This is a genomic window from Bacteroidota bacterium, from assembly GCA_017303975.1.
Classification (GTDB): domain Bacteria; phylum Bacteroidota; class Bacteroidia; order JAFLBG01; family JAFLBG01; genus JAFLBG01.
The window spans coordinates 1-26,906 of sequence record JAFLBG010000039.1 but is presented as its reverse complement, the minus strand read 5'-3'; the positions used below and the strand labels follow the sequence as shown (position 1 = coordinate 26,906).

General features: G+C 34.6%; 19 protein-coding genes. 16 read left to right on the top strand and 3 right to left on the bottom strand.

Annotated features, from left to right (window positions below; genetic code table 11):
• Positions 1–26: 26 nt before the first annotated feature.
• Positions 27–1,913 (bottom strand): tetratricopeptide repeat protein, encoded by a 1,887-nt coding sequence (locus tag J0M08_11910; GenBank protein ID MBN8703762.1) that lies wholly within the window; start codon positions 1,911–1,913, stop codon positions 27–29.
• 88 nt (positions 1,914–2,001) lie between these two features.
• On the opposite strand from J0M08_11910, the gene J0M08_11905 reads away from it, so the two are divergent.
• From J0M08_11905 to J0M08_11890, 4 genes are all read left to right on the top strand, one after another.
• Positions 2,002–5,124 (top strand): UvrD-helicase domain-containing protein, encoded by a 3,123-nt coding sequence (locus tag J0M08_11905; protein MBN8703761.1) that lies wholly within the window; start codon positions 2,002–2,004, stop codon positions 5,122–5,124.
• 106 nt (positions 5,125–5,230) lie between these two features.
• Positions 5,231–7,369, top strand: a complete 2,139-nt coding sequence (locus J0M08_11900; protein ID MBN8703760.1) for a M13 family metallopeptidase — start codon at positions 5,231–5,233, stop codon at positions 7,367–7,369.
• 104 nt (positions 7,370–7,473) lie between these two features.
• Complete coding sequence (locus J0M08_11895) at positions 7,474–7,779, top strand: DUF3817 domain-containing protein (protein ID MBN8703759.1); 306 nt, start codon at positions 7,474–7,476, stop codon at positions 7,777–7,779.
• 49 nt (positions 7,780–7,828) lie between these two features.
• On the top strand, positions 7,829–8,464 hold the full coding sequence (locus J0M08_11890) for a MarC family protein (GenBank protein ID MBN8703758.1): 636 nt from the start codon (positions 7,829–7,831) through the stop codon (positions 8,462–8,464).
• Here the strand turns inward: J0M08_11890 and J0M08_11885 are convergent.
• Entirely contained in the window at positions 8,459–9,904 is a 1,446-nt protein-coding gene (locus J0M08_11885; GenBank protein MBN8703757.1) for a DASS family sodium-coupled anion symporter, read from the bottom strand. The genes J0M08_11890 and J0M08_11885 overlap by 6 nt on opposite strands.
• Positions 9,905–10,002: 98 nt before the next feature.
• Between J0M08_11885 and J0M08_11880 the strand changes: the two genes are divergently transcribed.
• From J0M08_11880 to J0M08_11865, 4 genes are all read left to right on the top strand, one after another.
• Positions 10,003–10,953: a methionyl-tRNA formyltransferase gene (locus J0M08_11880; GenBank protein MBN8703756.1), complete on the top strand. Its 951-nt coding sequence runs from the start codon at positions 10,003–10,005 to the stop codon at positions 10,951–10,953.
• Between the two features lie 173 nt (positions 10,954–11,126).
• Positions 11,127–11,402 (top strand): HU family DNA-binding protein, encoded by a 276-nt coding sequence (locus J0M08_11875; GenBank protein ID MBN8703755.1) that lies wholly within the window; start codon positions 11,127–11,129, stop codon positions 11,400–11,402.
• Between the two features lie 173 nt (positions 11,403–11,575).
• Complete coding sequence (locus J0M08_11870) at positions 11,576–12,022, top strand: hypothetical protein (GenBank protein ID MBN8703754.1); 447 nt, start codon at positions 11,576–11,578, stop codon at positions 12,020–12,022.
• Positions 12,023–12,220: 198 nt separating this feature from the next.
• On the top strand, positions 12,221–14,446 hold the full coding sequence (locus J0M08_11865; protein ID MBN8703753.1) for a TonB-dependent receptor: 2,226 nt from the start codon (positions 12,221–12,223) through the stop codon (positions 14,444–14,446).
• Positions 14,447–14,518: 72 nt separating this feature from the next.
• Here J0M08_11865 and J0M08_11860 read toward each other — a convergent pair whose 3' ends face one another.
• Positions 14,519–14,884: a PUR family DNA/RNA-binding protein gene (locus J0M08_11860; protein ID MBN8703752.1), complete on the bottom strand. Its 366-nt coding sequence runs from the start codon at positions 14,882–14,884 to the stop codon at positions 14,519–14,521.
• A 114-nt stretch (positions 14,885–14,998) separates the two neighbouring features.
• On the opposite strand from J0M08_11860, the gene J0M08_11855 reads away from it, so the two are divergent.
• The 8 genes from J0M08_11855 to J0M08_11820 form a co-directional block, all read left to right on the top strand.
• A complete protein-coding gene (locus J0M08_11855; protein MBN8703751.1) occupies positions 14,999–16,135 on the top strand; it encodes an ABC transporter substrate-binding protein in 1,137 nt (378 codons plus the stop codon).
• A gap of 7 nt (positions 16,136–16,142) precedes the next feature.
• A complete protein-coding gene (locus tag J0M08_11850; GenBank protein MBN8703750.1) occupies positions 16,143–17,141 on the top strand; it encodes an iron ABC transporter permease in 999 nt (332 codons plus the stop codon).
• Positions 17,141–17,839 (top strand): ABC transporter ATP-binding protein, encoded by a 699-nt coding sequence (locus J0M08_11845; GenBank protein ID MBN8703749.1) that lies wholly within the window; start codon positions 17,141–17,143, stop codon positions 17,837–17,839. Before J0M08_11850 ends, J0M08_11845 begins: the two co-directional genes overlap by 1 nt.
• A gap of 120 nt (positions 17,840–17,959) precedes the next feature.
• Positions 17,960–23,443: a gliding motility-associated C-terminal domain-containing protein gene (locus J0M08_11840; protein MBN8703748.1), complete on the top strand. Its 5,484-nt coding sequence runs from the start codon at positions 17,960–17,962 to the stop codon at positions 23,441–23,443.
• Positions 23,444–23,586: 143 nt separating this feature from the next.
• Positions 23,587–24,699 carry a DegT/DnrJ/EryC1/StrS family aminotransferase gene (locus tag J0M08_11835; protein MBN8703747.1) on the top strand — a complete coding sequence of 371 codons (1,113 nt, stop codon included), beginning with the start codon at positions 23,587–23,589 and terminating at the stop codon, positions 24,697–24,699.
• 19 nt (positions 24,700–24,718) lie between these two features.
• Complete coding sequence (locus tag J0M08_11830; protein ID MBN8703746.1) at positions 24,719–25,090, top strand: four helix bundle protein; 372 nt, start codon at positions 24,719–24,721, stop codon at positions 25,088–25,090.
• Positions 25,091–25,119: 29 nt separating this feature from the next.
• A complete protein-coding gene (locus J0M08_11825) occupies positions 25,120–26,430 on the top strand; it encodes a UDP-glucose/GDP-mannose dehydrogenase family protein (protein MBN8703745.1) in 1,311 nt (436 codons plus the stop codon).
• 12 nt (positions 26,431–26,442) lie between these two features.
• Positions 26,443–26,906: 2,3,4,5-tetrahydropyridine-2,6-dicarboxylate N-succinyltransferase (locus J0M08_11820; protein MBN8703744.1), on the top strand; the 464-nt coding region annotated here is incomplete at its 3' end.

Here is a 26,906-nt window from a genome sequence, read left to right as displayed (position 1 = left end):
ATTATTTTTATAGTATTCTATCACCTTTATCTGCAATTTTGTTTTAATAAATCTCCCGCTCTTGTTTGCCCTAAGTTAAATGCATTTGTTAAAGAATTACAAGCCTCTGTTTTATTACCCAAATCAAGAGAAACAATTCCTAAGTTAAAGTAGGCATCGGCATATTTCTTATCAATTGCAATAGCCGATTTATAGTCGCTTGCTGCACCTTGTAAATCTTTCTTAATACTATACTTTAAATTACCTCTATTGAAATAAGCTTGTGAATATTCCGGCAAAATTCTTATTGCATCTGTATAATCAGCAATAGCTCCATCATAATCATTGAGCTTTTCTTTTACTACTGCCCTACTCGACAAAGCAACATGAGCATTCTCCTTTTTTACTCTTACAGAACTGGTGTAATCTTTTAAAGCTCCTTGTAAATCTCCAATTGTTTGCTTTACATATCCTCTATTATAATAGCCATCTGTCCTTACCGAATCTAATGCAACGGCTTTATCATAATCTGCTATAGCCCCGGAATAGTCCTTTAGAAAAAACTTTGCCCCCCCTCTATTATTATAAGCCAATGCGTAATTCGAATCTAATTTTAACGCAGCATTAAAATCATTCAAAGCATCTGCATGGTCTTGATTTTTGTATTGTTTATAGTACCCTCTGTTATACCATAAAAGAGGCACATTAGGTGTTTTATCTATTGCATCAGAAAATAAAATGTTCCCGTTGTTCCATACTTTTACCCGCTGAAAAGTGATAATGCAAAAGAGCACAAAAAAAGAATAATAAACATAAGAAGTCCACCCTGCTTTTATTTGCGCGAGCACAACCGCCACAACAATTGACAAACCAATATATGGAATGTAGGTGTATCGTTCTGCAACTATTGCTCTTCCTACGGGAACAAATTGGATAATTAAAACTAATCCGGCAATAAAAAACAAGAATCCTAGCAATAGTCTCTTTCTCTCTTGTTTAAACAATTTAAAAAAGAAAATAAAAAGTAGGAGTAAAATAACAGGAGCAATGTAATACTCTATAGGAAAAAAGCCATTCACTTTTTCAGGGTACATGTGTAAAACATTCAAATTCACAGGCATTACAAACATGATGACATAGTACACAATTGCATAACTAGACAAAAACAATTTGTCGTACCAAGGATAATCAGGCACCATAGAAGTCGCACCAGTTGAGCCCTGCGAAAGAATTGCAATATAGCCAAAGAGAACAGACAGTGCAAAAAAGGGAATTAATGCTGCATTCTTTCTAATACTACGCTTTTCATTAAAATAATTTATTGCAAACAAAAAAAGAGGAAGCACCACAGCGGCCGACTTGGACAAACAGGAGCATAAAAATAAAACCACTGACCACAGATAAAACTTACGTTCATTTGTTCTATCAAATTTTATGTACATAATAGCAGACAGCAGAAAAAAGAATGCATACAATACATCCTTTCGTTCGGAGGCCCATGCTACCGATTCAACATGCATAGGATGTATACCCATAACAGCAGCGCTTACAAGGGCTATTGTTTCATGGTTTAACAGTTGTTTTATAAGCAAATAAACCAAATACACATTAAATAAGTGAAGCAACAAATTAATTGCATGATATGGAAGCGGATTCAACTCCCAAATACTATACTCAATAGCATTCGTAAGATTAGTAAGGGGATGGTAGTTTTCGTAATGAAAGCTAGTAAATAACTTATAAACAGATTTAAAATCGAGTTTCTTTATACCATCGTAATCTGTAATGTATAAATGGTCATCCCAATTAATAATCAGTTCGTTAGTAAATGTTGGAAAATAAGAAACTATAGTGGCGACTATAATAAAAATCAAACCCAATGAAGGAATAGTTGCACTTGATTTTTTTATTGAATTATTACTCTTTTTAGCCACCTGAATAGTAGAATTTGCCTAGTATTTAATAAAAATTTAAATTAACTATAATAATATAATTTGCCAAGTTTAATTTAACTTGCTGCCAGTGAGTTTTAATGTATATAAATCATCTGCCGGATCGGGCAAAACTTTTACTTTAGTAAAAAACTATTTGGCAATTTGTATAGCTAAGGCTAGCGAAAACCCAAGTGGGTTCAGACATATTTTAGCAATCACTTTTACCAATAAAGCTGCGAATGAAATGAAGGATAGAATAATATCCTCATTGAAAGATTTATCTACTACACAAAACAACAAAGCCTTACTAGAAATACTAGAAAAAGAACTCAGCCCCAAACTTAACGCAATTGAAATAAAAGAACGTGCCGGAATTGTCCTCAGCTCTATACTTCATAATTATTCTGATTTTTCGGTAAGTACTATTGATAGTTTTGTAAATAAAATTATTAGAACTTTTGCGCACGACCTAAACATTCCTGCAGCTTTCGAAATTGAAACAGACACAAAAAAATTACTCAACCAGACGATTGATTTATTAGTATCGAAAATAGGTCATGACAAGGATTTAACCAATGCTCTTATAAATTATTCGTTCAGCAAAATTGACCAAAGCAAATCTTGGAACATAAAAAAAGATTTATTGCTACTTTCTGAAGATATTTTAAAAGACGATACCGCTGTATATCTTGAAAAAATTAAAAACCTAACATTAGCCGACTTTAAAGAAATAAAAGACACTATTGATAAAGAAATAGGAATCTTAGAGAGTTCTGTAATTGAAATTTGTAAAAAAGCGTTAACACTTATTCATTCAAAAAACATTTCGCCTTCTGACTTAGCGTATGGCAATGCCGGCATTTACAGCTTCTTCAAAAAATATACTCAGCAGGGCTTTGACGAAATAAAAGGGAATGGTAATGCGTCAAAAACAATAACCTCAAACAAATGGGCTTCTGCCAAAGCAAGTGCAGAAAAAACAGATTGCATTAATGAGATAAAAGAGCAACTGGCAAAATATTATTCGGAAATAGAAAACTTATTTTCCGCAAACGAAAGCAACTATATTTTATACAACAACTTGCTTAAAAACATACATGTAGTAGCTGTTTTAAATGAAATTGAAAAATTAATTACACAAATAAAAGAGCAAAATCAAACAATACACATATCAGAGTTTAACAGAATTATTGGAAATATTATTAAAACAGAACCCATTCCTTTTATATACGAACGTGTTGGCGAAAAATACAATTACCTGCTTATTGATGAATTTCAAGACACCTCTGAACTTCAATGGAGCAACCTATTTCCTCTTGTAGAAAATTCGTTATCTAATGGCCACAGTAGCTTAATTGTAGGAGATGCCAAACAATCCATTTACAGGTGGAGAAGTGGGAATGTAGAACAATTTGTAGATATAAAAGACTTTGCGCAAAACAGCAGTATTTATAATCACTATAAAGAAAATCAACTAAACAGCAACTTTAGAAGCTTACCGGAAATTGTAAAATTTAACAACTCTTTCTTTTCAAATTTAAATGAATCGTTCTCCAATTTTCAGAAAAAAATATATATAGCACACGAACAGAATTATAATACAGAAAAAGAGGGCGGATATGTACAATTAAATTTTCTGTTTGACGAAATAAATACTAAAAAGGAAAACGAACAACTGATACTCGAAAAAACAAAAGAACATATTGATGAATGCATTGCAGCAGGCTTTAACTACAAAGACATTGCTATCATAAGCAGAAAAAACACGCACGCTCAACTAATTGCCGTTTATCTTTTAGAAAAAAACATTCCTGTAATTTCTAACGAAGCGCTTTTTTTAAAAAAACACAACGACATTAATTTCATTATTGAGTTTTTAAAAATTATCACATTTGATAATTGCCAAACATCATTAGCCTATGTAATCCAATATTTATCGACTAAAGACCATACAATAAAGTTGATAGACTTTTTTTCGGCTAAGGAAAGAGCAAAGGATAACTTTTTCAAATACCTCTTACATACCTATTCCATAAATAGTGCAGAACTAAAAGATCTTTCCTTATTAAAAATCATATATATACTAAGGTCTATCTTTTTAAAAGATACTCCCAACAACAGATTCCACTTTGCATTTATAGACGAAGTGTATAATTTCTCAAAGAAAAACAAAAACAATCTTGCCGAATTTATAGCTTACTGGGAACTAGAATCGTACAAACCATCTGTTACCATTGATGAAAACGAAAATGCAATTCAGCTGCTAACCATACACAAATCAAAGGGGCTAGAATTCCCCGTTGTTATTTTTCCTTTTGCCCAATGGGAAATAAAGTCCAAAACTAACAACAAGTGGGTATTTATTAACAAACCCGAAATTCCAAAATTGTCGGCTTCGGTATTATCATTAAACAAACAACTTTTAAAAACAGAATACGAATCAACGTACAAAGATGAAGAGGATAAATTACAACTGGATACAATCAATTTGCTCTATGTAGCACTAACTAGACCCGAGCAGCGATTATATATTTTGAGCTCGGCAACAACACAAACTAAAGAGGAACGTACACACGCAAGCGACTATTTTATCATTTTTCTCAAAAAATCAGGGCTATATAGTCCGGAACAAACTGAGTATTGTTGGGGTCAAAAAAACCATATTCAAAAACATAATAAAAAAGCCCAATCTGCCATTTACCAATTAACACCAATAAAAAAAGAGTATTACGACATAAATCAACCCAAACTAAACCCCGAAAAACTATTATCCGAAACAGATTCATCGATACGAAAAGGAATACTTTTGCATCAACTCCTCTCCTATCTTACCAATGAAAATGACATTGCACAAGCCATAGACAAATTAGAGCAGCAGCACATACTAAACAACTCGGAAAAAGAAACGTTATTAGCCAATATAAACTTACTTTTAAGTAACACAGAAATAAAAAAGCTTTTCAGTCCAACAAACCAATTAATTGTTTCGGAAAAAGACTTGCTAGTGCCTAAAGATGCTATATATAGGCCTGACAGGGTAATCATAGATAAAAACATTGTTTCAATAGTTGATTACAAAACAGGTAGTGTACAAAAAACACATGAATTACAAGTAAAGAACTACGAAACAATTCTAAAAAAAATGGGGTATACTGAAATAAAAAAATATCTTCTTTACACCGACAAACCTGAACTTATTTCAATAGATTAGGCAAAAAATCTTATATTTGGCACCTGAATTCGGCAACCTAATTTGCTACTAATTTGATTGAATAGTAATACAGAACTGAACAACATAAATATTAAATCCAGTCTAAATGAAACAGGTAAACGCAACTACTACTATACTACAAAAACACACTAAATACAATTTACTTATGCACATATTTTCTTTAAAACAAATTAGCTATATCACAATAGCATCTGTACTATTTTTGCAATCTTGCATTAACCAGAAAGCCAATGATCACAATGCATTATCGACTACTCACAAGTCGACATTTCCTGCCATTGACACTGCGAATATTGACAAAACAATAAACCCTACGGAAGATTTTTTTCAATATGTAAATGGCAACTGGATTAAAAACAATCCCATTCCTTCGTCTGAATCGGCTTGGGGAAATTTCAATGAAATAAATGAAAGAAATCAAAAAAACTTACGTGAGATACTAGACAATCTTACCACAGAAAACAATGAGAAGGGAAGCATAAAACAAAAACTTGCCGATTACTATTATACTGCAATAGACACTGCAACACTTGACAAACAAGGATTTTCTCCCATTTTGGATGAGTTAAAAAAAATCGAATCGATACAAAATCTTGATGACCTATCTTCCATTACAGGAGAACTAAATATGAAAGGAATGAATCCTTTTTTCAATTTTGGAATTACGGTAGATCAAAAAAACAGCTCTAGATATATTTCCGGTTTGTACCAAGGTGGAATCGGATTACCTGACAAGGACTACTACACCAACAAAGATGAAAAAAACGAATCGATACGTGTAGAATACAAAAAATACATTCAAACACTTTTCGAGCTAGTAAATACACCAACGGAAGAAGCAAAGATAATTGCAGAAAAAATTTTCGATTTTGAGACTGCCCTTGCGTCCAAATCAAGAAGCAGAGTGCAACTGAGAGATGCAGAAGCAAACTACAATTTAAAAAAGGTTCAAGATATTAAAACACTTTACCCTTCTATTAACTGGAATAATTTTCTATCAGCATTAACTCTAAATGATATTAAAGATATTTCAGTAGGCCAACCAGAATTTTTTCAAAACCTAAACAACTTAGTAAAAACTACTCCTATAAAAGACTTAGCGATTTACTTAAAATATAATTTGATACGCAATGCTTCCAGCAAACTAAGCAAACCTTTTGTAGATGCCACATTCGCATTCTATGGAACAAAACTAAATGGAATAAAAAATCAACGTCCACGCTGGAAAACAGCAGTAGAAGCTGTTGACAACGGACTAGGTGAAGCATTAGGGCAATTGTATGTTGAAAAATATTTTACTGCTGAATCGAAAAGAAAAGTAAATGAAATGATTGACAACCTAACGGCTGTATATAAAGAACGTATTGGAAATCTCACTTGGATGAGTGATTCTACAAAGAAACAAGCATTGGTTAAACTATCAACCATTATTCGCAAAATTGGCTATCCAGATAAGTGGATGGACTATTCTACTCTAGAAATTACAAGAGACGCATACATTAAAAATGTATATGCTGCCAATGTATTCGATGCGAAATATCAAATAGCACGCATTAACCAACCCGTAGATAAAACAGAATGGCAAATGACACCTTCTACCGTAAACGCCTATTACGACCCAACAATAAACGAAATTGTATTCCCTGCAGGAATCATGCAACCTCCGTTTTTTAATCCGGATGCAGATGATGCAGTAAACTACGGTTCTATGGGAGCTGTAATTGGCCATGAGCTTACCCACGGATTTGATGACGAAGGAAGCCACTATGATGCGTATGGCAACTTGAAAGAATGGTGGACTGCAGATGACAGAAAAAAATTCTCGGAGAGAACAAATATTTTAGTTGAGCAATTTAACGGCTATAGCCCAATTGATACTATGCACGTAAACGGAATGCTTACACTTGGAGAAAACATTGCTGATTTGGGAGGACTTACACTATCTTACTATGCACTAAAAAAATCATTTGAAGGGAAACCTGCTCCAGAAAGAATTGATGGCTTTACTGCAGAACAACGTTTTTTCTTGTCTTGGGCACAAGCGTGGAGAAATTCTATGAGAGACGAAGCATTGCGCAACATGATAGTAACAAACCCACATTCACCTGCTCAATACAGGGTAAATGGCCCGTTGGCAAATATGAAAGAATTCTATGACGCATTTGGAGTAAAAGAGGGCGATAAATTATTCAAACCTGAAACCGCTAGAGCTATTATTTGGTAAACATAGCAAAGGAGTGTTGCCAAATCTATACAACACTCCTTTGCTACTAAATTAAAAAAGCTTGCGCATTCCATCTGACAATCATAAACTTAAAAATTATACAGATGAATACCAATATAAAATCTGCACTGTACCGATTTAGAATAACAGCATTTACAGAAGGTATCTCCTACTTAATTTTGTTATTTATTGCAATGCCACTAAAATATATATTTGCGATGCCGGGGTTGGTAAAAATTGTTGGAATGATTCATGGTATTCTTTTTGTTGCTTTTGTTGTTACGTTGATAGACGTAACCATGCAAAACAAATGGAAAGCGAATAAAGCTATTTTTGCATTTATACTTTCTCTAATTCCCTTCGGAACATTCTATTTAGATAAAAAATTAAAAGAAGAAGCAATAAATTAACTTTTTGCTCTAATTCAATTAACAGCTGTTTTATTACTTTGGGGCAATTATGATAAGCTTCTTTATTCTAACATTCTCTGCACTTTTTTCTTTACTCAATCCAATAGGTGCTGTGCCTGCATTCCTTTCTCTTACTGCCAATTATTCGGACGATTTAAAAATAACACTTGCAAAAAAAACATCTATTTATATTTTCTTCATAATGCTATTCTTTTTTATTTGCGGACAATTAATTCTAAATTTTTACGGTATAACCATTGATAGTCTTCGTATTGCGGGTGGAATAATTATTTGCAAATCAGGATTAGGATTGTTAAAATCAAAAAACAAGAAGGAGAAAAATTTGACACAAACTATTAAACTGGAAGCATTGCAAAAAAACGACATTTCCTTTACTCCGTTAGCTATGCCATTGCTTGCAGGGCCTGGCACTATCTCTTACCTAATAGCAACCAGTTTACAAGAAATGCACATTGTACAATATATAACAATATTTTCGTGTATACTTTCCATATCAATTCTATCTTATCTTATTCTCAAGCTATCTCCTAAAATATTAAAATATATAGGGCACTCCGGAATTAGTGCAATGGCAAATGTTATGGGATTTTTTGTATTAGCACTTGGGATACAATCTATATTTACCGGTTTGCAAAGCTTATTAAAATCTATTGTACTGTTATAGCATAAAAAACGCAGAACAACTTATCAATATAATTCCTATAACATCCACCCAGAAACCGGCATGGGCCATGTCAATTGTCCTAACCAACTTTGTGCCATAAACTATCGTATTAGGAGCTGTAGCTACAGGCATTACAAAGCCTAATGAAGCAGCTAATGTAGCTGGCACTAAAATTACCATTGGACTAATAGTAGTATTTATAATTACTGCATTTAAAATAGGCAACATAAGCTGAATACAGGCAACATTTGATGCAAACTCACTAATTACACAAGTTAATACAACTACAATAAATACAAATAAAAACAAAGATGACTGGCTATATACATGTAAGTGAGATGCAATCCAATTACTTAATCCGGAAACCTCAAACCCTTTTGCAAGAGCAAACCCTCCTCCAAACAATAAAACAATATCAAACGGAATTTTCTGAGCATCGTCCCAAGTCATTAAAGCTTCTAATTTAGAAGAAGCAGGAATTAAAAAAAGCAAAACTGCCATTAAAATCGCTACTACACTATCATCAATATAATTAGGCATTTTAAACCAATTACTCCACCCATAAAATTTCACAAATCCAAAATCAATTGTTGATCGGGTAAACCAAAGTAAAACCGTACAAATAAAAATAATTGATACTACTTTCTGATTCTTGGACATTCTTTTTTCCAATCTAAAATCATGAAAAGTAATTTTCACATGCCTTACCTTTCTTATAAATAAAATATATAGTACGGAAAATGCTGCTAACAAAAGGATTAAAGCAATTGGAAAAGCATATTTAAACCAAACGAAAAAATTCATCTCGTATTGAGTAGTATACAGTTTAGTAAATTCTTTATAAAATATCATGTTGGTAGGTGTTCCAACTAGTGTGCACATTCCACCAATACTAGCAGAATAAGCCAATCCTATTAAAAGTGCAGTAGTGATTTTTTTTATTGCATCTGTATTCGTTTCATCCTCAACTTTTAACTTTCCTACAATTGCTATAACGGTAGCTAAGAGCATCAAAACAGTAGCCGTATTCGAAACCCACATGGAAATCACAAAAGATGCAATCATTACTCCTAACAAAATTTTCGAAGGAGTTGTACCAGTTTTAGAAAGCACAAACCGTGCAAAATAATTATGCAATCCCCACTTTTCAATTGCAATAGCAAGAATAAATCCACCTATAAAAAGAAAGATAATAGAATCCATATACTGAGAAGCTATTATACGCACATCGGCTAATCCCAACATAGGAATCAACAATAATGGAATTAGTGCAGTAACGGACAAATGAATTGCTTCTGTAAGCCACCAAATACTAATCCACAAAGCAATGCCAGCCATTAGTGTTACATTTACATTAGTAGCATCTAAATCGAAAAACAACCATACGATAATTGCTGCTAATGGACCTGATATTATTTTGAGGGACTTATTTTTGTGCATGACAAAGCAATTGTAGTAAACCCAAACTTACAATTTTATAAATAACAATAATATAGAATCTAAATAATACTTATTTTACAATATCCTAAAACACAAACATGTCATTACGTATTATATATATGGGCACTCCGGAATTTGCAGTTGCTCCATTAAAAAAACTTGTTGAAGCGAAAAAAAATATTGTTGCTGTAATCACCGCTCCCGACAGACCTGCCGGCAGAGGGCTACAGCTACAAGAATCTGAAGTAAAAAAATATGCTCTAGCGAACAACCTAAAAATTCTTCAACCAACCAATCTAAAAAATGAAGATTTCATTGAAGAACTAAAAGCGCTAAGAGCCGATTTGCAAATTGTTGTTGCTTTTAGAATGTTACCGGAAATAGTCTGGAACATGCCGCCATTAGGCACATTTAATCTACACGCATCTTTATTGCCACAATACAGAGGTGCCGCTCCAATTAATTGGGCGATCATAAATGGCGAAAAAGAAAGTGGAGTAACTACGTTCTTTTTAAAACACGAAATTGATACCGGAGATATAATACAACAAGAAAAAACAACAATTGGTGAAAACGAAACAGCAGGTGAATTACACGACAAGCTCATGAATAGCGGAGCTATCTTAGTTTTAAATACAGTTACTGCAATAGAAAATAAGGAAGTAAAAAGCATCAAACAAAATACAGATGCAAATATAAAACATGCACCAAAAATATTTAAAGACACGTGTAAAATAAACTGGAATTTATCTGCAGAAAAAATACATAATTTAGTTAGAGGTTTAAGCCCTTATCCTGCAGCCTATACTGAGCTTTCTATAAATGATAAAATTACTTCTATTAAAATTTTTAAAACAGAGAAAAACTCCTCTCCAAACACCCTAAAACCAGGACAAATTGCTACTGATGGTAAAACCTTTATAAACATAGGTACTTCAGACGGCATCATTCAAATTACCGAATTACAGATGGCTGGAAAGAAAAGAATGGCTACACATGAGTTTCTAAGGGGATTTCAGCTTTCGCCAAATTCTTACTTTATTTCATAACTGATAAATATCATTTCACACACACCCCTATAATTGGCACTCCCAAGGCACGTTATTAACAAAAGACCCAATTTATCAACAGTTTTTGATTTTTTCTTGCTAAAGTGGCTGTTAAGTCTATATATTTGTCCCGTTCAGTAATTATTAATGTTTAACTAAAAACTAAAAACAAAATGAACAAAGCAGAATTAATCGATTCAATCGCTTCTGAAGCGAAATTGACAAAAGCTGATGCTCAAAGAGCATTAGATGGTTTTATCAACGCAACTACAAAAGCTCTTAAAAAAGGAGACAGAGTAGCTCTAGTTGGTTTCGGATCTTTTTCAGTTGCTAAAAGAGCAGCAAGAGAAGGTAGAAATCCTCAAACTGGAAAAACTATCAAAATTGCAGCTAAAAAAGTTGCTAAATTTAAAGCTGGTGCTGAATTAGCTAAAGTAGTTAACAAGTAATCTTACTTAAACTATAAACAAAAGCCCGTAGTTGCATGCAACTACGGGCTTTTGTTTTATTACACATACCATTATAAAATCAATACATTTGTATTGTGAAACGAATAATTGGATACCTATTTCTTTTTGTATTTGGATATAATACGATCGGATACTTTCCCATTTTCTTTTACATGCGCAACCAAATAAAGCACGAGATAAAACAAAAAATAAAAAAATCTATTCCGGATGATGAGTTAACCACTTTCACACTTTCAAAAGTGGAATACGAAAACCTTGAATGGATTGAAAAAAAAGAATTTCGCTTAAATGGTAACATGTATGATGTTGTCAAGAAAACGATACATATAAACGGAACTATCATTCTACACGTGATTAACGATAAAAAAGAGAAAGAGCTTTTTGTTAATCTCGAAAAACAAATACAACAAAACGACAAAAATTCTGCTGCCGGAAAAAACCTACAGAAATTATTTAAACTTTTTTCTTGTATAGATGCTCCGATTAGTGAGCTAGCTATTCTAGTCAGGGATAACTCAATTTTATTATCAGAACGCTATCAGGCCTGTCTTCTCTCTTTTAGTAGAGAAGTCCCCTCCCCTCCGCCAAAGCGAGCTTAAAACATTATTTTATTCTCGTTTTACAAACCTTCGGCAGTAATTACACTTGTGTTGAATTATTTTCACTTTCATTGCATATTATTAGTTACTGACAGTGTTTAAATAGTTCGCACCTCGGTATACAAACACCCTAATACTGATAAGGAAGCTTATATGCTGCCTTAACCAAGGTTCTTTAATTAATTAAAATCTATACAAATGAAAAATTATATATTTTTTTGCTTGTTCATTGCTATATACATCACTACAAAAGCACAAAACAATGCAGATACAACATCTTTACCCAAAACAGTTGGGTTAAATGAGATTATTATTTCCGCAAACAAAACAGAGGAAACCCCAAAAACGGTATCACAGCAAGTGCAAATACTCACCTCAAAAGACATTGCAAATTTACAAGCACAATCTACCGCAGATTTGATGGTAAATACAGGAAATGTGTTCTTGCAAAAAAGTCAACAAGGCGGAGGAAGCCCTGTCCTTAGGGGTTTCGAGGCAAGTCGTGTAGTGCTTGTAGTTGATGGAGTAAGAATGAATAACTTAATATATCGTGCAGGACATTTACAAAACATTGTTACGCTTGATAATAATTCGTTAGATAAGATTGAGGTGCTTTATGGTCCCTCTTCTACTATTTATGGAAGCGATGCTTTGGGAGGAGTCATACATATGTTCACCAAAAAGCCTATGCTTGCATCTGATGATAAAACAACAAATATAAAAGTAAATCTATTGTCGCGCTATGGAAGCGTTAATAAGGAAATTGCCAATCATATTGATTTTAATTTTGGAACAAAAAAATTTGGCTCGCTAACATCCTTTACCTACTCTAAGTTTGGCGATTTAATGGGGGGACGAAATCAAAATCCATTTTATACAACAAGCTACGGAGAACGTCCCTTTTACGTACAAAGAATAAATAGTAAAGATTCTTTAGTAAAAAACAGCAATCGTTATTTACAAGTAGGAAGTGCTTTTTCGCAATATGATTTTGTTCAAAAATTTTCATTCCAACAAACCGAAAAACTATCACACGGCTTAAATATCCAATACTCTAATTCAACAGATGTTCCCCGTTATGACCGCTTGACAGATCCCAAAGGTGCTGGATTAAATTCTGCGGAATGGTATTATGGTCCACAAAAGCGTTTAATGGCTGCCTATGATATGAATCTAAAAAAACCTGAGGGCTCATTTAACACGATACATTTTGGCTTAAACTATCAAGCTATTGAGGAAAGTCGGCACAACAGAAATTTTTCAGGAGGCAGCAAAAACTTCAGAAATAGCCGAATTGAAAATGTACATGTAATTGGAGCTAATCTTGACTTTCAAAAAATTGTTAACACTCATAACTTCCGATTAGGGGTGGATATGCAACTAAATAGCCTTACATCAACCGCTAGCAAAAAGGACATTGTAGCTGATACAATTGGCAAACTAGACACTCGCTACCCCGATGGAGAGAATACAATGAATAATTTTGGAGTCTATCTATCCCACACATGGCAAATCAATGAGCAACTTACTTTAAATGATGGGATTCGTGTAGGATATTCAATGCTACACTCTACGCTAATTGATACAGCACTGTTGTTTCATCTTCCTTATACGAATATCGAGCAAAAAACACCAACATATTCAGGAAGTATTGGGCTCATTCACGTTCCGTCTGATGACTTGAAACTTTCATTAACATTTTCGACAGGCTTTCGTGTGCCTAATGTAGATGACGGAACAAAAATTTTTGGCTCGACACCTGGAATGGTAATTGTTCCGAATGTTAAATTAAAACCGGAGCTTACTTATAACTACGAATTAGGCATTACAAAAATATTCAACGAAAAAGCACAGTGGGAAAACTTTGTGTACTATACTCATTTTACTAATTTAATAAAAGTTGATGCAGCAAAATTTAACGGACAAGATTCAATTATATACGATGGTAATAAGAGCAAGGTTTACTCTTCTGTCAATAAAGGATCTGCATACATCTATGGTTTTTCATCTAACATGCGCTCTAAATTAAGTGATAATCTTTTTGCTTCGATAGTGATAAATTATACATACGGACGAGTGAAAACCGACAGCATGGATTCTCCTCTTGACCACATTCCTCCTTTTATGGCGCGCGCATCACTCACATATACTCATAAAAAATTTAGCTCCGATTTTTTTGTGAATTACAACGGTTGGAAACGAATGAAAGATTATGGTGGTGGTGAAGATAATCCGCAATACGCAACAAAAGACGGAATGCCGGCATGGTTTACTGCAAATATTAGGGCCTCTTACAAAGCTCATAAATATATCACCCTTCAATTGGGTGTCGACAATATTTTTGACACGCAATACCGCCACTTTGCAAGTGGTATTAATGGAGCGGGTAGAAATGTATTTTTTGCTATACGAGGAAACTTTTAATACTAAACACTACGAAAAGAGAGCGGGGCTAGGTTTTAAAAACCTAGCCCCGCTCTCTTTTATAACAAAATACTATTTATCTAAATCATCAAAATCTACATTGGTATATGATTCTACTTTCGTATCGCCTGAATTAGACTCAGATCTAGTAGCTACACCAGGAGATAATTTTTTTATCTCGTCAATTGCTTCTGTTAAGCCATCTGTAAATTTTTCAAAATCTTCTTTATACAAAAACACCTTGTGTTTTTCGTAAAAAAACTTTCCGTCTTCGCCAAAACGTTTTTTACTCTCAGTAATGGTTAAATAATAATCATTACTTTTTGTTGACTTTACATCAAAAAAGTAAGTTCTTTTCCCTGCTCTAACAGCCTTTGAGAATATCTCATCCCTTTTTTCTCTCCCATTAGATTCATGGTTGTCAAATCCTTCTTGCATACTTTTAATTTTTAGTTAATACTTATATTAGCAATATTAGCGTATAAAATCAAAATTATCAAATTACACGCACCTGCAAATAATTGTTGATAATTTAATAAATTGTTAATAACCATGTATATATCAAAAAACAACTATATCAACATCCTTGTACTTGTTTCATTTCTTGCAACAGCATGCTTTACTAAAAACTCCAAACCCACTGAAACAACAGCAGAAAAAGACATTTCAAATGAATATGCAAACTACTTTCAAATTATACAAAACGACTCAAATACAATAGTTTTTAAGACAAAATCTACATTAAATAAGCAAACTACCTATCACATTGGAAATTTTAAAAAATCGTATTTGTCAAACGACACTTTTTATATTCCGAAACAAATAAAAAAAATAATCTGTTTATCTACTCTATACGCTTCGTATTTAGATAATCTTCAATCACTAGAAACGGTTGTAGGTATTGACAATTCAAATTATGTATTTAATCAATCTCTTTTAAATAAAATAGAACAGGGTGATGTAAGTGAGGTAGGAGAAACAGGAAATTTGAATCTAGAAAAAATAATAAGTCTGAAACCCGATTTAATAATTACATACGGAAATGAATCGAACGCAAACCCTTATCAAAAATTAACGGAAAACAATATTCCAATTTTATATGTATATGATTATCTCGAAAACCATCCACTGGGTAGAGCTGAGTGGTTAAAAGTATTTGGGTTGCTTACTAATAAATACGATTCTGCAGAAAACAAGTTTAATCAAATAAAAAACAGGTACTTGAATGTAAAAACAATTGCAGAAAAAGCAACAAAAAAACCAACCGTATTCTTTGAAATTGCCTTAAGCGATGTTTGGTATATGCCTGGAGGGAAAAGTTATTTAAGTAACTTGGCCAACGATGCAGGAGCCAATTACATTTGGAAAGATGATGCAGAAACCGGAAGCCTGAAACTATCTATAGAAGAGGTTATGCAAAAGGCTCACAAAGCAGATTATTGGCTAAACCAACATTATTCAAAATCATTAAACGACTTACTACAACTAAACAAGAAGTACAACATTTTTGAATCGTTTAAAAATAAAAATGTATACAATAATATTTTAAAGGTAAATGTAAAAGGCGGAAATGCATTTTGGGAAAATGGGCTAATTCATGCAGACTCGCTGCTTACAGACGCTGTTAAAATTTTTCATCCTGAATTACTACCTCAACATAATTTAGTATATTACAAAAAGCTTGAATAGCAAAAGAATGCAAGACAAACGAAGCAACTTATTTTTTCTTGTTCTTATTTTACTTACTATTCTATTGTTTATAACGGACATACTTTTAGGTCCTGTAAAAATTTCAATTGCTGATTTTTTCAATACTACTTCTCCATCAAACACCATATCCTCTATTTTATTTGAACTTAGATTAACAAAAGCAATTACCGCAATCGCAGCGGGAGCCGGCCTATCAATAAGTGGATTATTATTACAAACATTATTTAAAAACCCGCTGGCTGGGCCATATACACTTGGCGTAACCTCAGGAGCGAGCCTTGGTGCAGCAATTGCATTTATGTCGGGGTTTTATTTTTCCAATACATATTTACAAACTATAAGCGTTTTTGCATTATCCGGAATTGGTTCGTTTGGGGTGCTGCTGCTTATTGCATTTATTTCTTCTCGTATAAAAAACATTGTAATCATTCTAATTGTTGGACTGCTACTAGGGCACTTGCTAGGTGCTTTAGAAAGTCTACTACAATTTTTCTCCAGACCGGAACAACTTCAATCTTTTGCTATTTGGGGAATGGGGAGCTTTAGTCAAACTTCTCTTTCACAAAGTATATGGATGTTACTAATTATAATAATTCTATTTTTTTCTTCCTTATTTTTTTCAAAACCCCTTAACAGTTTATTATTAGGACATGAAAAAGCTTTACTGATTGGAACTAACACGAAAAAAGTACAAAATTTAATTATTGCCATTGCGGGAATAATAGCTACACTTATAACTGCACTCTGTGGACCAATTGCCTTTATTGGGTTTATTGCTCCGCATATTGCACGATGGCTTTTTAAAACATATAATCACAAGACTCTTTTGCACGCTAGCTTTTTCATTGGTTGTGTACTAGCCTTATTTTGCGACATTATATCTCAAAATTTATTTTCGAGTTTATTAATTCCGGTAAACATTATTGCATCCATCATTGGTGCACCAATCATCATTTGGATTATTGTAAAACGAATTTCAATATAGTGAACGATACTACTCCAATACAAATTACTATTAAAAACCTTACCATAGGATTTAAAAACGAGGTTGTCTCAAATTTTTCGACACAACTTTCCGGAGGAGATTTTATAGCACTCATTGGCAACAACGGAACTGGAAAAACTACGCTTTTAAAAACTATTGCAGGAATAACACCTTCAATTAAAGGCTCCGTACTAATTGGAGAAAAAAAAATCAGCATCCTTTCTATTTCCGATAAAGCCAAAATAATATCCTACGTAAACACACAACGTATTGAAAATAGCTATTTAACAGTGCAATCCTTTATTGAGTTTGGAAGATACCCCCATAGTAATTTACTTCACCAACTTTCTGACAAAGACCAAGAAATTATTGACAATGCAATACAAACCATTGGAATTGGCCACTTAGTAAAAAAGCCAATCAACGAATTAAGTGATGGAGAATATCAAAAAGCTCAATTGGCAATGACATTGGCACAAAATACATCCATTATTCTACTAGATGAACCCACCTCTTTTTTAGATTATACAAGTAAAATAGAAACCATACGTTTATTAAAGAAAATTGCTGTTGAATTAAAAAAAATAATCGTTTTTTCATCACATGATTTAGAGCTTTTACAAAAGCACTGTACTACATTTTGGCTTATCAATAATAAAAGCATAAGTTTTCCTGAAAAAGAAAACATAATTCCCTGAAAAGGTTAAACAACTTTTAAATCGAGAAACACAGCAATAAGACTGATATTAAGCTTTCCAACAAGCATATTCATTATTCGAGCTTATACTATGGACTTTTTAACTAAAAAAGGGTATTTTATGTACCTATTTCTATTTATGCGTATGAACCACACTGCTACTAAACAGAATTTACTGTTTTTGTTCTTTATATTTTTCCTACATACGAATTATTATTTCTCTCAAAAATATTCTCCCGACTTAGTTAACGGAATTTCGGGAAATACCAATATTCCTGAACTACTAAATGGGAACGGAACACTTGGAAATACCTATAACTACTCGGCCTGTGGATTAGGATTTGAAATACGTCACAAACTAGTAACCGACAGAGCATTATCATTAGGTCATAACGGCTCAGGACTGCCGGCAGTACTAACATTTTCTTTACTACCAACCAAATGCTATTCTATTGAAAAAGCATATATCTGGTTTGGTGGCTCTTATAGCTCTGCCCCACCATCTAACCTAACATTAAACTTGGTAAATCCTCAAAGTCAATCTACCAATTTTTCTGCTTCATTAGTTGGCTCGTTAGCATCCGGAAAATGTTGGCAAAATCTTGGTGAAACTGGCACTTGTACATATAGAGCAGACGTTACTTCTGCCATAAGTTCTTCAAACAGCAATGGTAATTACACATTAAATGTTACCGGATACCCTTCTACTGCACAACTTCAAGGACTAGATGGCTTTACTATGATAATTATATTTAGAGATTTAAACTCCAATCAAAATGGAACATTAGTAATTGATGATGGATTAGTTACAAGACAAACAGGAAACTCATTCTCACATACGATATCTAATTTTTCAGTTTGTGCAACCAGCAATGCAGCCGCTTTTATGACTGTTTCCGACTTGCAAAATAATGCACCAACCAACAATGTAACATTCAGGTACGGATCTACCAACCAATCTTATCCTAAAGAATTTTGGAATAATTTTTTAAACTCAACAACGGCAAGTTCCGGACAAACAGCAATAACATATAGCTTAAATACTGGAGGAAACCCTAACAATAATGGTGATTGTTATTCGGTTCACATGGCCGGTTATTACTATACAAATACAGTATGTGCAACATGCCCGCAAGCAGCATTTAACACGAATGCAAGCACACAAAATCCTTTATGTAACGCACAGTGCAATGGCTCAATACAATTAACCCCTTCGGGAGGGACGAGTCCATACACCTATAGATGGAATAATAATGCAACCACAAGCGCCAGAACATCTTTGTGTAGTGGTGTTTATTCTGTAAGTATAACAGATAATAGAGGATGTACTGTTACGAATACAATTACCGTAACGCAACCTGCTGTTTTAGGAGGAAGTATAACTGTGAGTAATGTTACATGCAATGGTTCAGGCAATGGTGGTGCAATAGCAAATGGAACAGGCGGCACACCAAACTATAATTTTAATTGGGGTTCAGGGTACACTACCAACAACTCCAATCCAAATTTAAATCCTGGAACATATACAGTAACAATAAGAGATGCTAACAATTGTACTACAAACAGAACCTACACTATTACACAGCCAACTGCAATTACAAGTACACTAAGCACAACCGGGGCAACTTGCAACGCTACTGCTACGGGTTCAGTTTCCGCTTCAACTAGTGGAGGTGTGCCAACTTATCAATATAATTGGGGTGCTGGATATACAACTTCTGCAAATCAATTAGGCGTCACAGCAGGAAACTATAATGTTATTATTAAAGATGCCAATAATTGCACTATTACAAAAAACTATACTATTACCGAACCTACTGCCATTAGTTCAACAATAACAGGAAATAATATTATTTGCAACGGACAAACCAATGGAAGTGCGACAATCTCCGCAAGCGGAAGTAATGGCGGATTCACCTATACCTGGAGTAACAGCACAGTGGGGAGTAGTGTAAATAATTTATCGGCAAATACTTACAGTGTTACTATCAGAGATAGCAAAGGTTGTACTAGCAGCAAATCTATAACAATAACACAACCTAGTGCCATTACTATTAGCTTAACCACACAGCAAGCGTATTGTGGGCAATCCAATGGAAGTATTAATTCATCAGTAACAGGAGGAAACAGCCCATACACCTTCGCGTGGAGCAATAGTGCGAACACTCAAAATATTAATAATGTATCGGGAGGAGCTTATACATTAGTAGTTACAGATGCAGGCGGTTGTACCAAACAAGCTTCCGCAACAGTAACCAACTCTACAGGAGGCACAGCAAACATTAGCAGCTCATCGAATGTTTCGTGCAACGGGGGCAGCAATGGCTCTGCAGTTGCAAGTATTACAGGCGGAACATTTCCATTTAGTTACACATGGAGCAATAATGTTTTCACACAAGCAAATAACAATCTAACTGCCGGAACATATACCGTAACGATTAGAGATGCAAACGGATGTTCTTCCCAAACCAGTGTTACAATAACTCAACCTTCTGCAATTAGCGCCACACTGAGTGCAGTTTCGTCAATCTGTACAGCAGCAAATGGATCTATAACTACTGCTGTTTCAGGAGGTGTGCCATCATACAGCTTTTTATGGAACAACTCATCAACTAACCAAAACATTAATTCATTGGCTTCAGGCACGTACACGGTTACAGTAAGAGATGCAAATAACTGTACAAAAAACTTCTCTGCAACAGTAAATAATACTGGTGCAGGAACAGCTAGTATTGTAAGTCAATCAAACATATTATGTTTTGGAGGAAACAATGGAATAGCAACTGCAACTATTACAGGCGGCACCAGCCCCTACAATTACAATTGGAGCAACTCCTCTACTTCAAACACTATTAATAACTTAACTGCCGGAGTATATACCTTAACTATTGGAGATGCAAACGGATGTTCTTCTCAAACATCTGTTACTATAACTCAACCGAGCCAACTATCAGGATCTATCACCTCTAACACTTTAAATTGCTTTGGAGATATAAACGGAACAGCAACTGCGCTGGGTTCCGGAGGTACAAATCCATACACATATTCGTGGAGCAACAGTTCAACACAACAAACAATAAGTGGAGTATCGGCAGGCTTCTACAGCGTATTGATTACAGACAATAATAACTGTACCACAACAAAAAATGTTACAATACTCCAACCTTCTGATATATCGGCAACAATTACATCTACTAACGTGTCATGCTTTGGAGGAAATAACGGAGCCTCTATTGCATCTGCCTCCGGAGGAACAAGCCCGTACAATTATTCCTGGAGCAACAATAATCTTACGCAAAACACAAATAATCTATCAGCTAATTTGTATTCTGTTATTGTTCTAGATAACAACGGCTGCTCTAAAAGCTTCTCCGTAAACATTACTCAACCGGCTGCATTATCTGCTACCTTAAATACCACTTCGTCTTCTTGCTTAAATAACAATGGCTCTATCTCAAGCGTTGTTAGCGGAGGTATTTCTCCATATACATATTCGTGGAGCAATAACGCTACAACATCCAGCATAAGTAACTTAACATCCAGTGTGTATAGCTTACAAATTACAGATGCCAATAATTGTAGTACATCATTTACTCAGACACTTTCCAATTCAGGAGCACCTAGCATTTCGATTCTTTCGCAAAACAATGTAAACTGCTTTGGATCTACAAATGGGTCGGCCTCCATTAGTGTTAGTGGCGGAAGTAACCCTTACACCTATTCTTGGAGCAATGGCAATAACACATCAATAGCAACGGGTTTAACAGCAAATACATACACAGTATTTGTTACGGATGCAGGCGGATGCTCTACCCAATCAACTATCACAATTACACAGCCCGGCAGCGCAATAACAGGAACGTTGCAAACATCCATTTCTTCTTGTGTCGGAAATACAAATGGAATAATAACATCAAACTTTTCTGGTGGAAGTATGCCATATAATTACTTATGGAATACAAGCGCTACAACTTCATCATTAAATAATCTTACAACTGGCGTTTATACGTTAACGCTCTCGGACAACAATGGATGTTCTTTACAATTATCAACATTACTAGGTGCTTCGGGCGGAGGAACTGCTTCTATTTCTGCTCAAAGCAATGTAAGTTGTTTTGGAGGCACCAATGGAAGCGCTACTGCAAGCGTAATTGGTGGTCTAGCTCCGTTTACATACAACTGGAGTACCAACAGCACCTCTAGTCAAATAAATAATTTAGCTCCGGGAAGCTACATAGTATTAACTACGGATGCAAATGGATGTACCTCGCTGGATACAGCTATTATAAGTCAACCTAATGCACCGCTATCTGCAACAGCTTCCATTACATCCTCTGTAACTTGTAACGGAGCAGCTAATGGAATAATTACTGTAGCTACCGCAGGAGGAACCTCCGGATATATTTACACGCTATCTCCCGGAAACACCATTAGCTTTAATGGCATTTTTAATGGAGTAGCGGCTGGGGCATACACTATTTTAGTTACTGATGCAAATGGATGTACATCCTCAGCAACTGCATTCGGCTCTATTATTATTCCACAGCCCAACCCAATAAATGTATCAGCCAATATTTCTGCTAATGCTAGTTGTTTCGGAACTGCAACAGGTATTATAAATGCATCAGCAAATGGAGGTGTTCCAAACTATCTATATTCACTTGCACCATCCGGGCAAACTTCAACTACAGGTATTTTCACAAACATAGTAGCCGGTACCTATACAGTAATTGTAACTGATAATGCAAACTGTACATCTACCAACAATGCAGTAGTTACAATAACTCAGCCAACAGCAATTACTTTTGCAGCAAATACAACTGTTACAAACGAATCGTGTCCTCAAACATTTGATGGATCTATAAATACTGTTGCATCTGGCGGTGCAGGCGGATTCTCTTACTCTCTGCTACCTGCAGGAGCAACCAATAACAATGGAACATTTTCGAATTTATCAGCAGGTTCTTATACCATAGTAGTTACAGACGCAACAAGTTGTACTGCAGTATCCCAAGCATTTGCAATAACAAACCAATCCGAAGGAAAGGTAATTGCGGAAAACGATGAAACTAGTGTTGAATTTAACACCTCTGCATCAATTGATATTTCGGCAAACGACACAACATCCAATGCAACCATTACAATTGTGCAAAACCCTATAAATGGAAGCATTATAAGTATTTCAAATGGGGTTGTTAATTACAAACCAAACGAAGGATTTTCGGGAAATGATTCATTAACGTATGTAGTTTGCGACCAATTTTGCACACTTGCATGTGATACAGCAAAAGTGTATTTAAATGTCCTACCTGAATTAATTTTCTCTATTCCAAATGGATTTAGCCCTGATGGTGATGGTATAAACGACAAATTTGTTATAAAAAATATCGACCGCTTTGGAGACAACAAATTAGAAATTTACAACAGATGGGGGGTATTAATTTTTGAAGCATCTTCTTATAAAAACGAATGGGATGGCACTACTAATAATAGTAGTGCAGTTGTATTAGGTGATGGTAAAGTTGTTTCCGGAACCTATTATTACGTATTAACATTAAAAGACAACAATGAAATTCACAAAGGCTATTTGGAAATACGTAGATAAAAAGAGGGTACCCAAAAACATCCAATTACACTAACAGTCTAATTATTAGCATAATAATTAGAACATTCTTCATTCCTCAACCAGTTTTATTATCTTAGCAACTCAAAATTTAAACAATGGAAAAAGTTGCAAAGAAAATTCAAATGGTAGACTTGAAAACTCAGTACGAAAAAATAAAAACTGAGGTGGATTCAGCCATTCAAAACGTAATAACAAATACTGCATTTATTAATGGCCCTGAAGTAAAAGCATTTGCAGATGAATTGGGTGCATTCTTGAATGCCAAACATGTAATTCCATGTGCAAATGGAACAGATGCATTACAAATAGCCATGATGGCGCTTGATTTAAAACCGGGAGATGAAGTCATCACTGCTAGTTTTACCTATGTTGCAACTGCCGAAGTAATAGCCCTTTTAGGCTTAACACCTGTATTAGTAGATGTATATCCAGACACATTTACGATTGACGTAAAAGCTGTTGAAAAGGCAATTACCCCTAAAACGAAAGCTATTGTGCCGGTTCATCTATTCGGACAATGTGCCGATATGGAACCATTGATGGAATTGGCTAAAAAGCACAACCTATATGTAATTGAAGATGTAGCACAAGCAATTGGTGCTGATTACAGTTTTAAAAATGGTACTAAACAAAAGGCAGGAACAATTGGAACTGTTGGATGCACCTCATTCTTCCCTTCAAAAAATTTGGGTTGTTACGGTGATGGTGGAGCTATGTACACCAATGATGAAGCATTGGCACAAAAAATAAGAATGATTGCAAATCACGGACAATCGGTACAATATGTTCACGATAGTATAGGTGTAAATTCTAGATTAGACAGTATTCAAGCTGCCATATTGAGAATTAAACTGCGCGACTTAAATAATTATGCTGCCGCCAGAAACAAGGCTGCAAACTACTACGATAAAGCATTTGCAAATAATCCAAAACTAACCACTCCGGCACGGGCAAAAAACTCTAATCACGTATTTCACCAATACACATTAGTTTTAAACGGTGTTGACAGAACAAAACTAAAAGACTTTTTAGCATCAAAAGATATACCTGCAATGATTTACTACCCTATTCCATTGCACATGCAAAAAGCGTATAAAAATGAACGATACAAACAAGGCGATTTTCCTGTTACAGAAAAACTTTGCGCATCAGTACTTTCGTTGCCAATGCACACAGAATTGGACGAAGAAACGTTGAAGTATATTACTGAAACGGTGTTGCAATTTGTCAATTAGTCTATTGGAAAATTAGTCAATGGATAATAGACGAAGCAATAAAATTATTGAATTAACATTCCAATTTTCGTTGGATATTATTCAAATTGTTGAAAAATTAGAGAGTAATAGAAAATATGTTATTGCCAACCAATTGCTAAAATCCGGAACCTCTATTGGCGCAAATGTAAGAGAATCGCAAAATGCAGAAAGCAAATCTGATTTTATCCATAAACTAAAAATTGCTCTAAAAGAGACAGATGAAACATTGTATTGGCTAGAATTAGTAAATGCTGCGTATAAGAATATTGACTCCACTAAACTAATTGAGGATTTGAAAATAATCGACAAAGTTTTGAGTAAAATTGTGAGCACAATTAAAAACAAGCAAAAAGAATCATTGTCTAATTAACTAATTGTCTAATTGATTAATCGAATAGTATGAACATAGCAGTTGTAGGAACAGGATATGTAGGATTGGTTACAGGAACCTGTTTAGCTGAAACAGGAAACAATGTAATATGCGTTGATATTAATGCTGAGAAAGTAAAAAAAATGCAGGAGGGTGTTGTACCTATTTACGAACCGCATTTAGATGTACTTTTCCATAGAAATATAAAAGCCGGAAGATTAACATTTACTACCAACTTAAAAGAGGCTATTGATAACTCTAAAATTATTTTTCTAGCTCTACCTACTCCTCCAGGCGAAGATGGATCTGCGGACTTAAGCTATATACTTGGTGTAGCAAATGATTTAGGTAAAATAATTACAGACTACAAAGTTGTTATTGATAAAAGCACAGTACCTGTTGGTACCGCAGACAAAGTACGTGAAGCTATTGCTAAACATACCAAGCAAGAGTTTGATGTTGTTTCAAATCCCGAATTTTTGCGCGAAGGGTTTGCTGTGGATGATTTCATGAAGCCCGACAGAGTTGTGGTTGGCACTAGCTCCAGCAAAGCAAAAAAAATACTAGAAGAATTATATAAACCTTTTGTGCGACAAGGAAATCCAATAATAATTATGGATGAGAAGTCAGCAGAACTTACCAAATATGCTGCCAATGCGTTCTTAGCTACTAAAATTACATTCATGAACGAGATTGCAAATTTATGCGAGAAAGTTGGTGCAGATGTAGATATGGTGCGTATAGGAATTGGATCTGATGATAGAATTGGAAAACGGTTTTTATTTCCGGGTATTGGTTATGGAGGAAGCTGCTTTCCAAAAGATGTGCAAGCACTTGCTAAATCGGCAGAAGATGTGAGTTATGATTTTAAAATTTTGGATGCTGTGATGGACGTAAACGAAAAACAAAAAACCGTTTTAGTCGAAAAAATAAAAGCCTATTTCAACAACAACTTAAAAGGAAAACATTTTGCACTGTGGGGTTTAGCATTTAAGCCTGATACAGACGATATTCGCGAAGCACCGGCATTATACATAATTGAAGCATTATTACACGCAGGAGCTACTATTTCTGCGTACGACCCGGAAGCAATGAAAAATGTACAAAATTTAATTGGGTCTAAAATTAATTACGCAACCGACCAATACGATGCTCTTAAAAATGCAGATGCACTTATTATTGCTACTGAATGGGGCCTATTCCGCACACCAGACTTTGAAAAAGTAACTTCGCTATTGAAAACAAAAACTATTTTCGATGGCCGTAATTTATACGGCATAGATCAAATGCGCGAGCAAGGGTATTATTACTGCAGTATTGGAAGGAATGTAGTTAGTTAAACAATTCATCACATGCATCAAAAAACAATAGAACAAGCCTGGAATAATCGAGAACTGCTAAAAGATGAAGCAGTACAAACTACCATAAGAGAAGTAATTGAGCAATTAGACAAAGGCTCATTGCGTGTAGCGGAACCTACTAATACTGGTTGGAAAGTAAACGAATGGATAAAGAAAGCTGTAATTCTATATTTTCCAATACAACAAATGGAAACTATGGAGGTGGGGCCATTAGAGTTTCATGATAAAATGAAATTGAAAAGAAATTACGCTTCTTTGGGGGTTCGTGTTGTTCCGCATGCTGTAGCGCGCTACGGTAGCTATTTAGCAAAAGGAGTAATACTGATGCCAAGCTACGTAAACATTGGCGCTTATGTGGATAGCGGCACCATGGTAGATACTTGGGCAACTGTTGGCTCTTGCGCTCAAATTGGCAAAGACGTTCATTTAAGCGGTGGAGTTGGAATTGGAGGAGT

Excerpts from the sequence above, each read along its gene's own strand:
- J0M08_11900 (MBN8703760.1), top strand. The coding sequence starts at position 5,231 with ATGAAACAGGTAAACGCAACTACTACTATACTACAAAAACACACTAAA.
- J0M08_11895 (MBN8703759.1), top strand. The coding sequence starts at position 7,474 with ATGAATACCAATATAAAATCTGCACTGTACCGATTTAGAATAACAGCA.
- J0M08_11890 (MBN8703758.1), top strand. The coding sequence starts at position 7,829 with ATGATAAGCTTCTTTATTCTAACATTCTCTGCACTTTTTTCTTTACTC.
- J0M08_11885 (MBN8703757.1), bottom strand. The coding sequence starts at position 9,904 with ATGCACAAAAATAAGTCCCTCAAAATAATATCAGGTCCATTAGCAGCA.
- J0M08_11880 (MBN8703756.1), top strand. The coding sequence starts at position 10,003 with ATGTCATTACGTATTATATATATGGGCACTCCGGAATTTGCAGTTGCT.
- J0M08_11875 (MBN8703755.1), top strand. The coding sequence starts at position 11,127 with ATGAACAAAGCAGAATTAATCGATTCAATCGCTTCTGAAGCGAAATTG.
- J0M08_11870 (MBN8703754.1), top strand. The coding sequence starts at position 11,576 with ATGCGCAACCAAATAAAGCACGAGATAAAACAAAAAATAAAAAAATCT.
- J0M08_11865 (MBN8703753.1), top strand. The coding sequence starts at position 12,221 with ATGAAAAATTATATATTTTTTTGCTTGTTCATTGCTATATACATCACT.
- J0M08_11860 (MBN8703752.1), bottom strand. The coding sequence starts at position 14,884 with ATGCAAGAAGGATTTGACAACCATGAATCTAATGGGAGAGAAAAAAGG.
- J0M08_11855 (MBN8703751.1), top strand. The coding sequence starts at position 14,999 with ATGTATATATCAAAAAACAACTATATCAACATCCTTGTACTTGTTTCA.
- J0M08_11850 (MBN8703750.1), top strand. The coding sequence starts at position 16,143 with ATGCAAGACAAACGAAGCAACTTATTTTTTCTTGTTCTTATTTTACTT.
- J0M08_11840 (MBN8703748.1), top strand. The coding sequence starts at position 17,960 with ATGTACCTATTTCTATTTATGCGTATGAACCACACTGCTACTAAACAG.
- J0M08_11835 (MBN8703747.1), top strand. The coding sequence starts at position 23,587 with ATGGTAGACTTGAAAACTCAGTACGAAAAAATAAAAACTGAGGTGGAT.
- J0M08_11830 (MBN8703746.1), top strand. The coding sequence starts at position 24,719 with ATGGATAATAGACGAAGCAATAAAATTATTGAATTAACATTCCAATTT.
- J0M08_11825 (MBN8703745.1), top strand. The coding sequence starts at position 25,120 with ATGAACATAGCAGTTGTAGGAACAGGATATGTAGGATTGGTTACAGGA.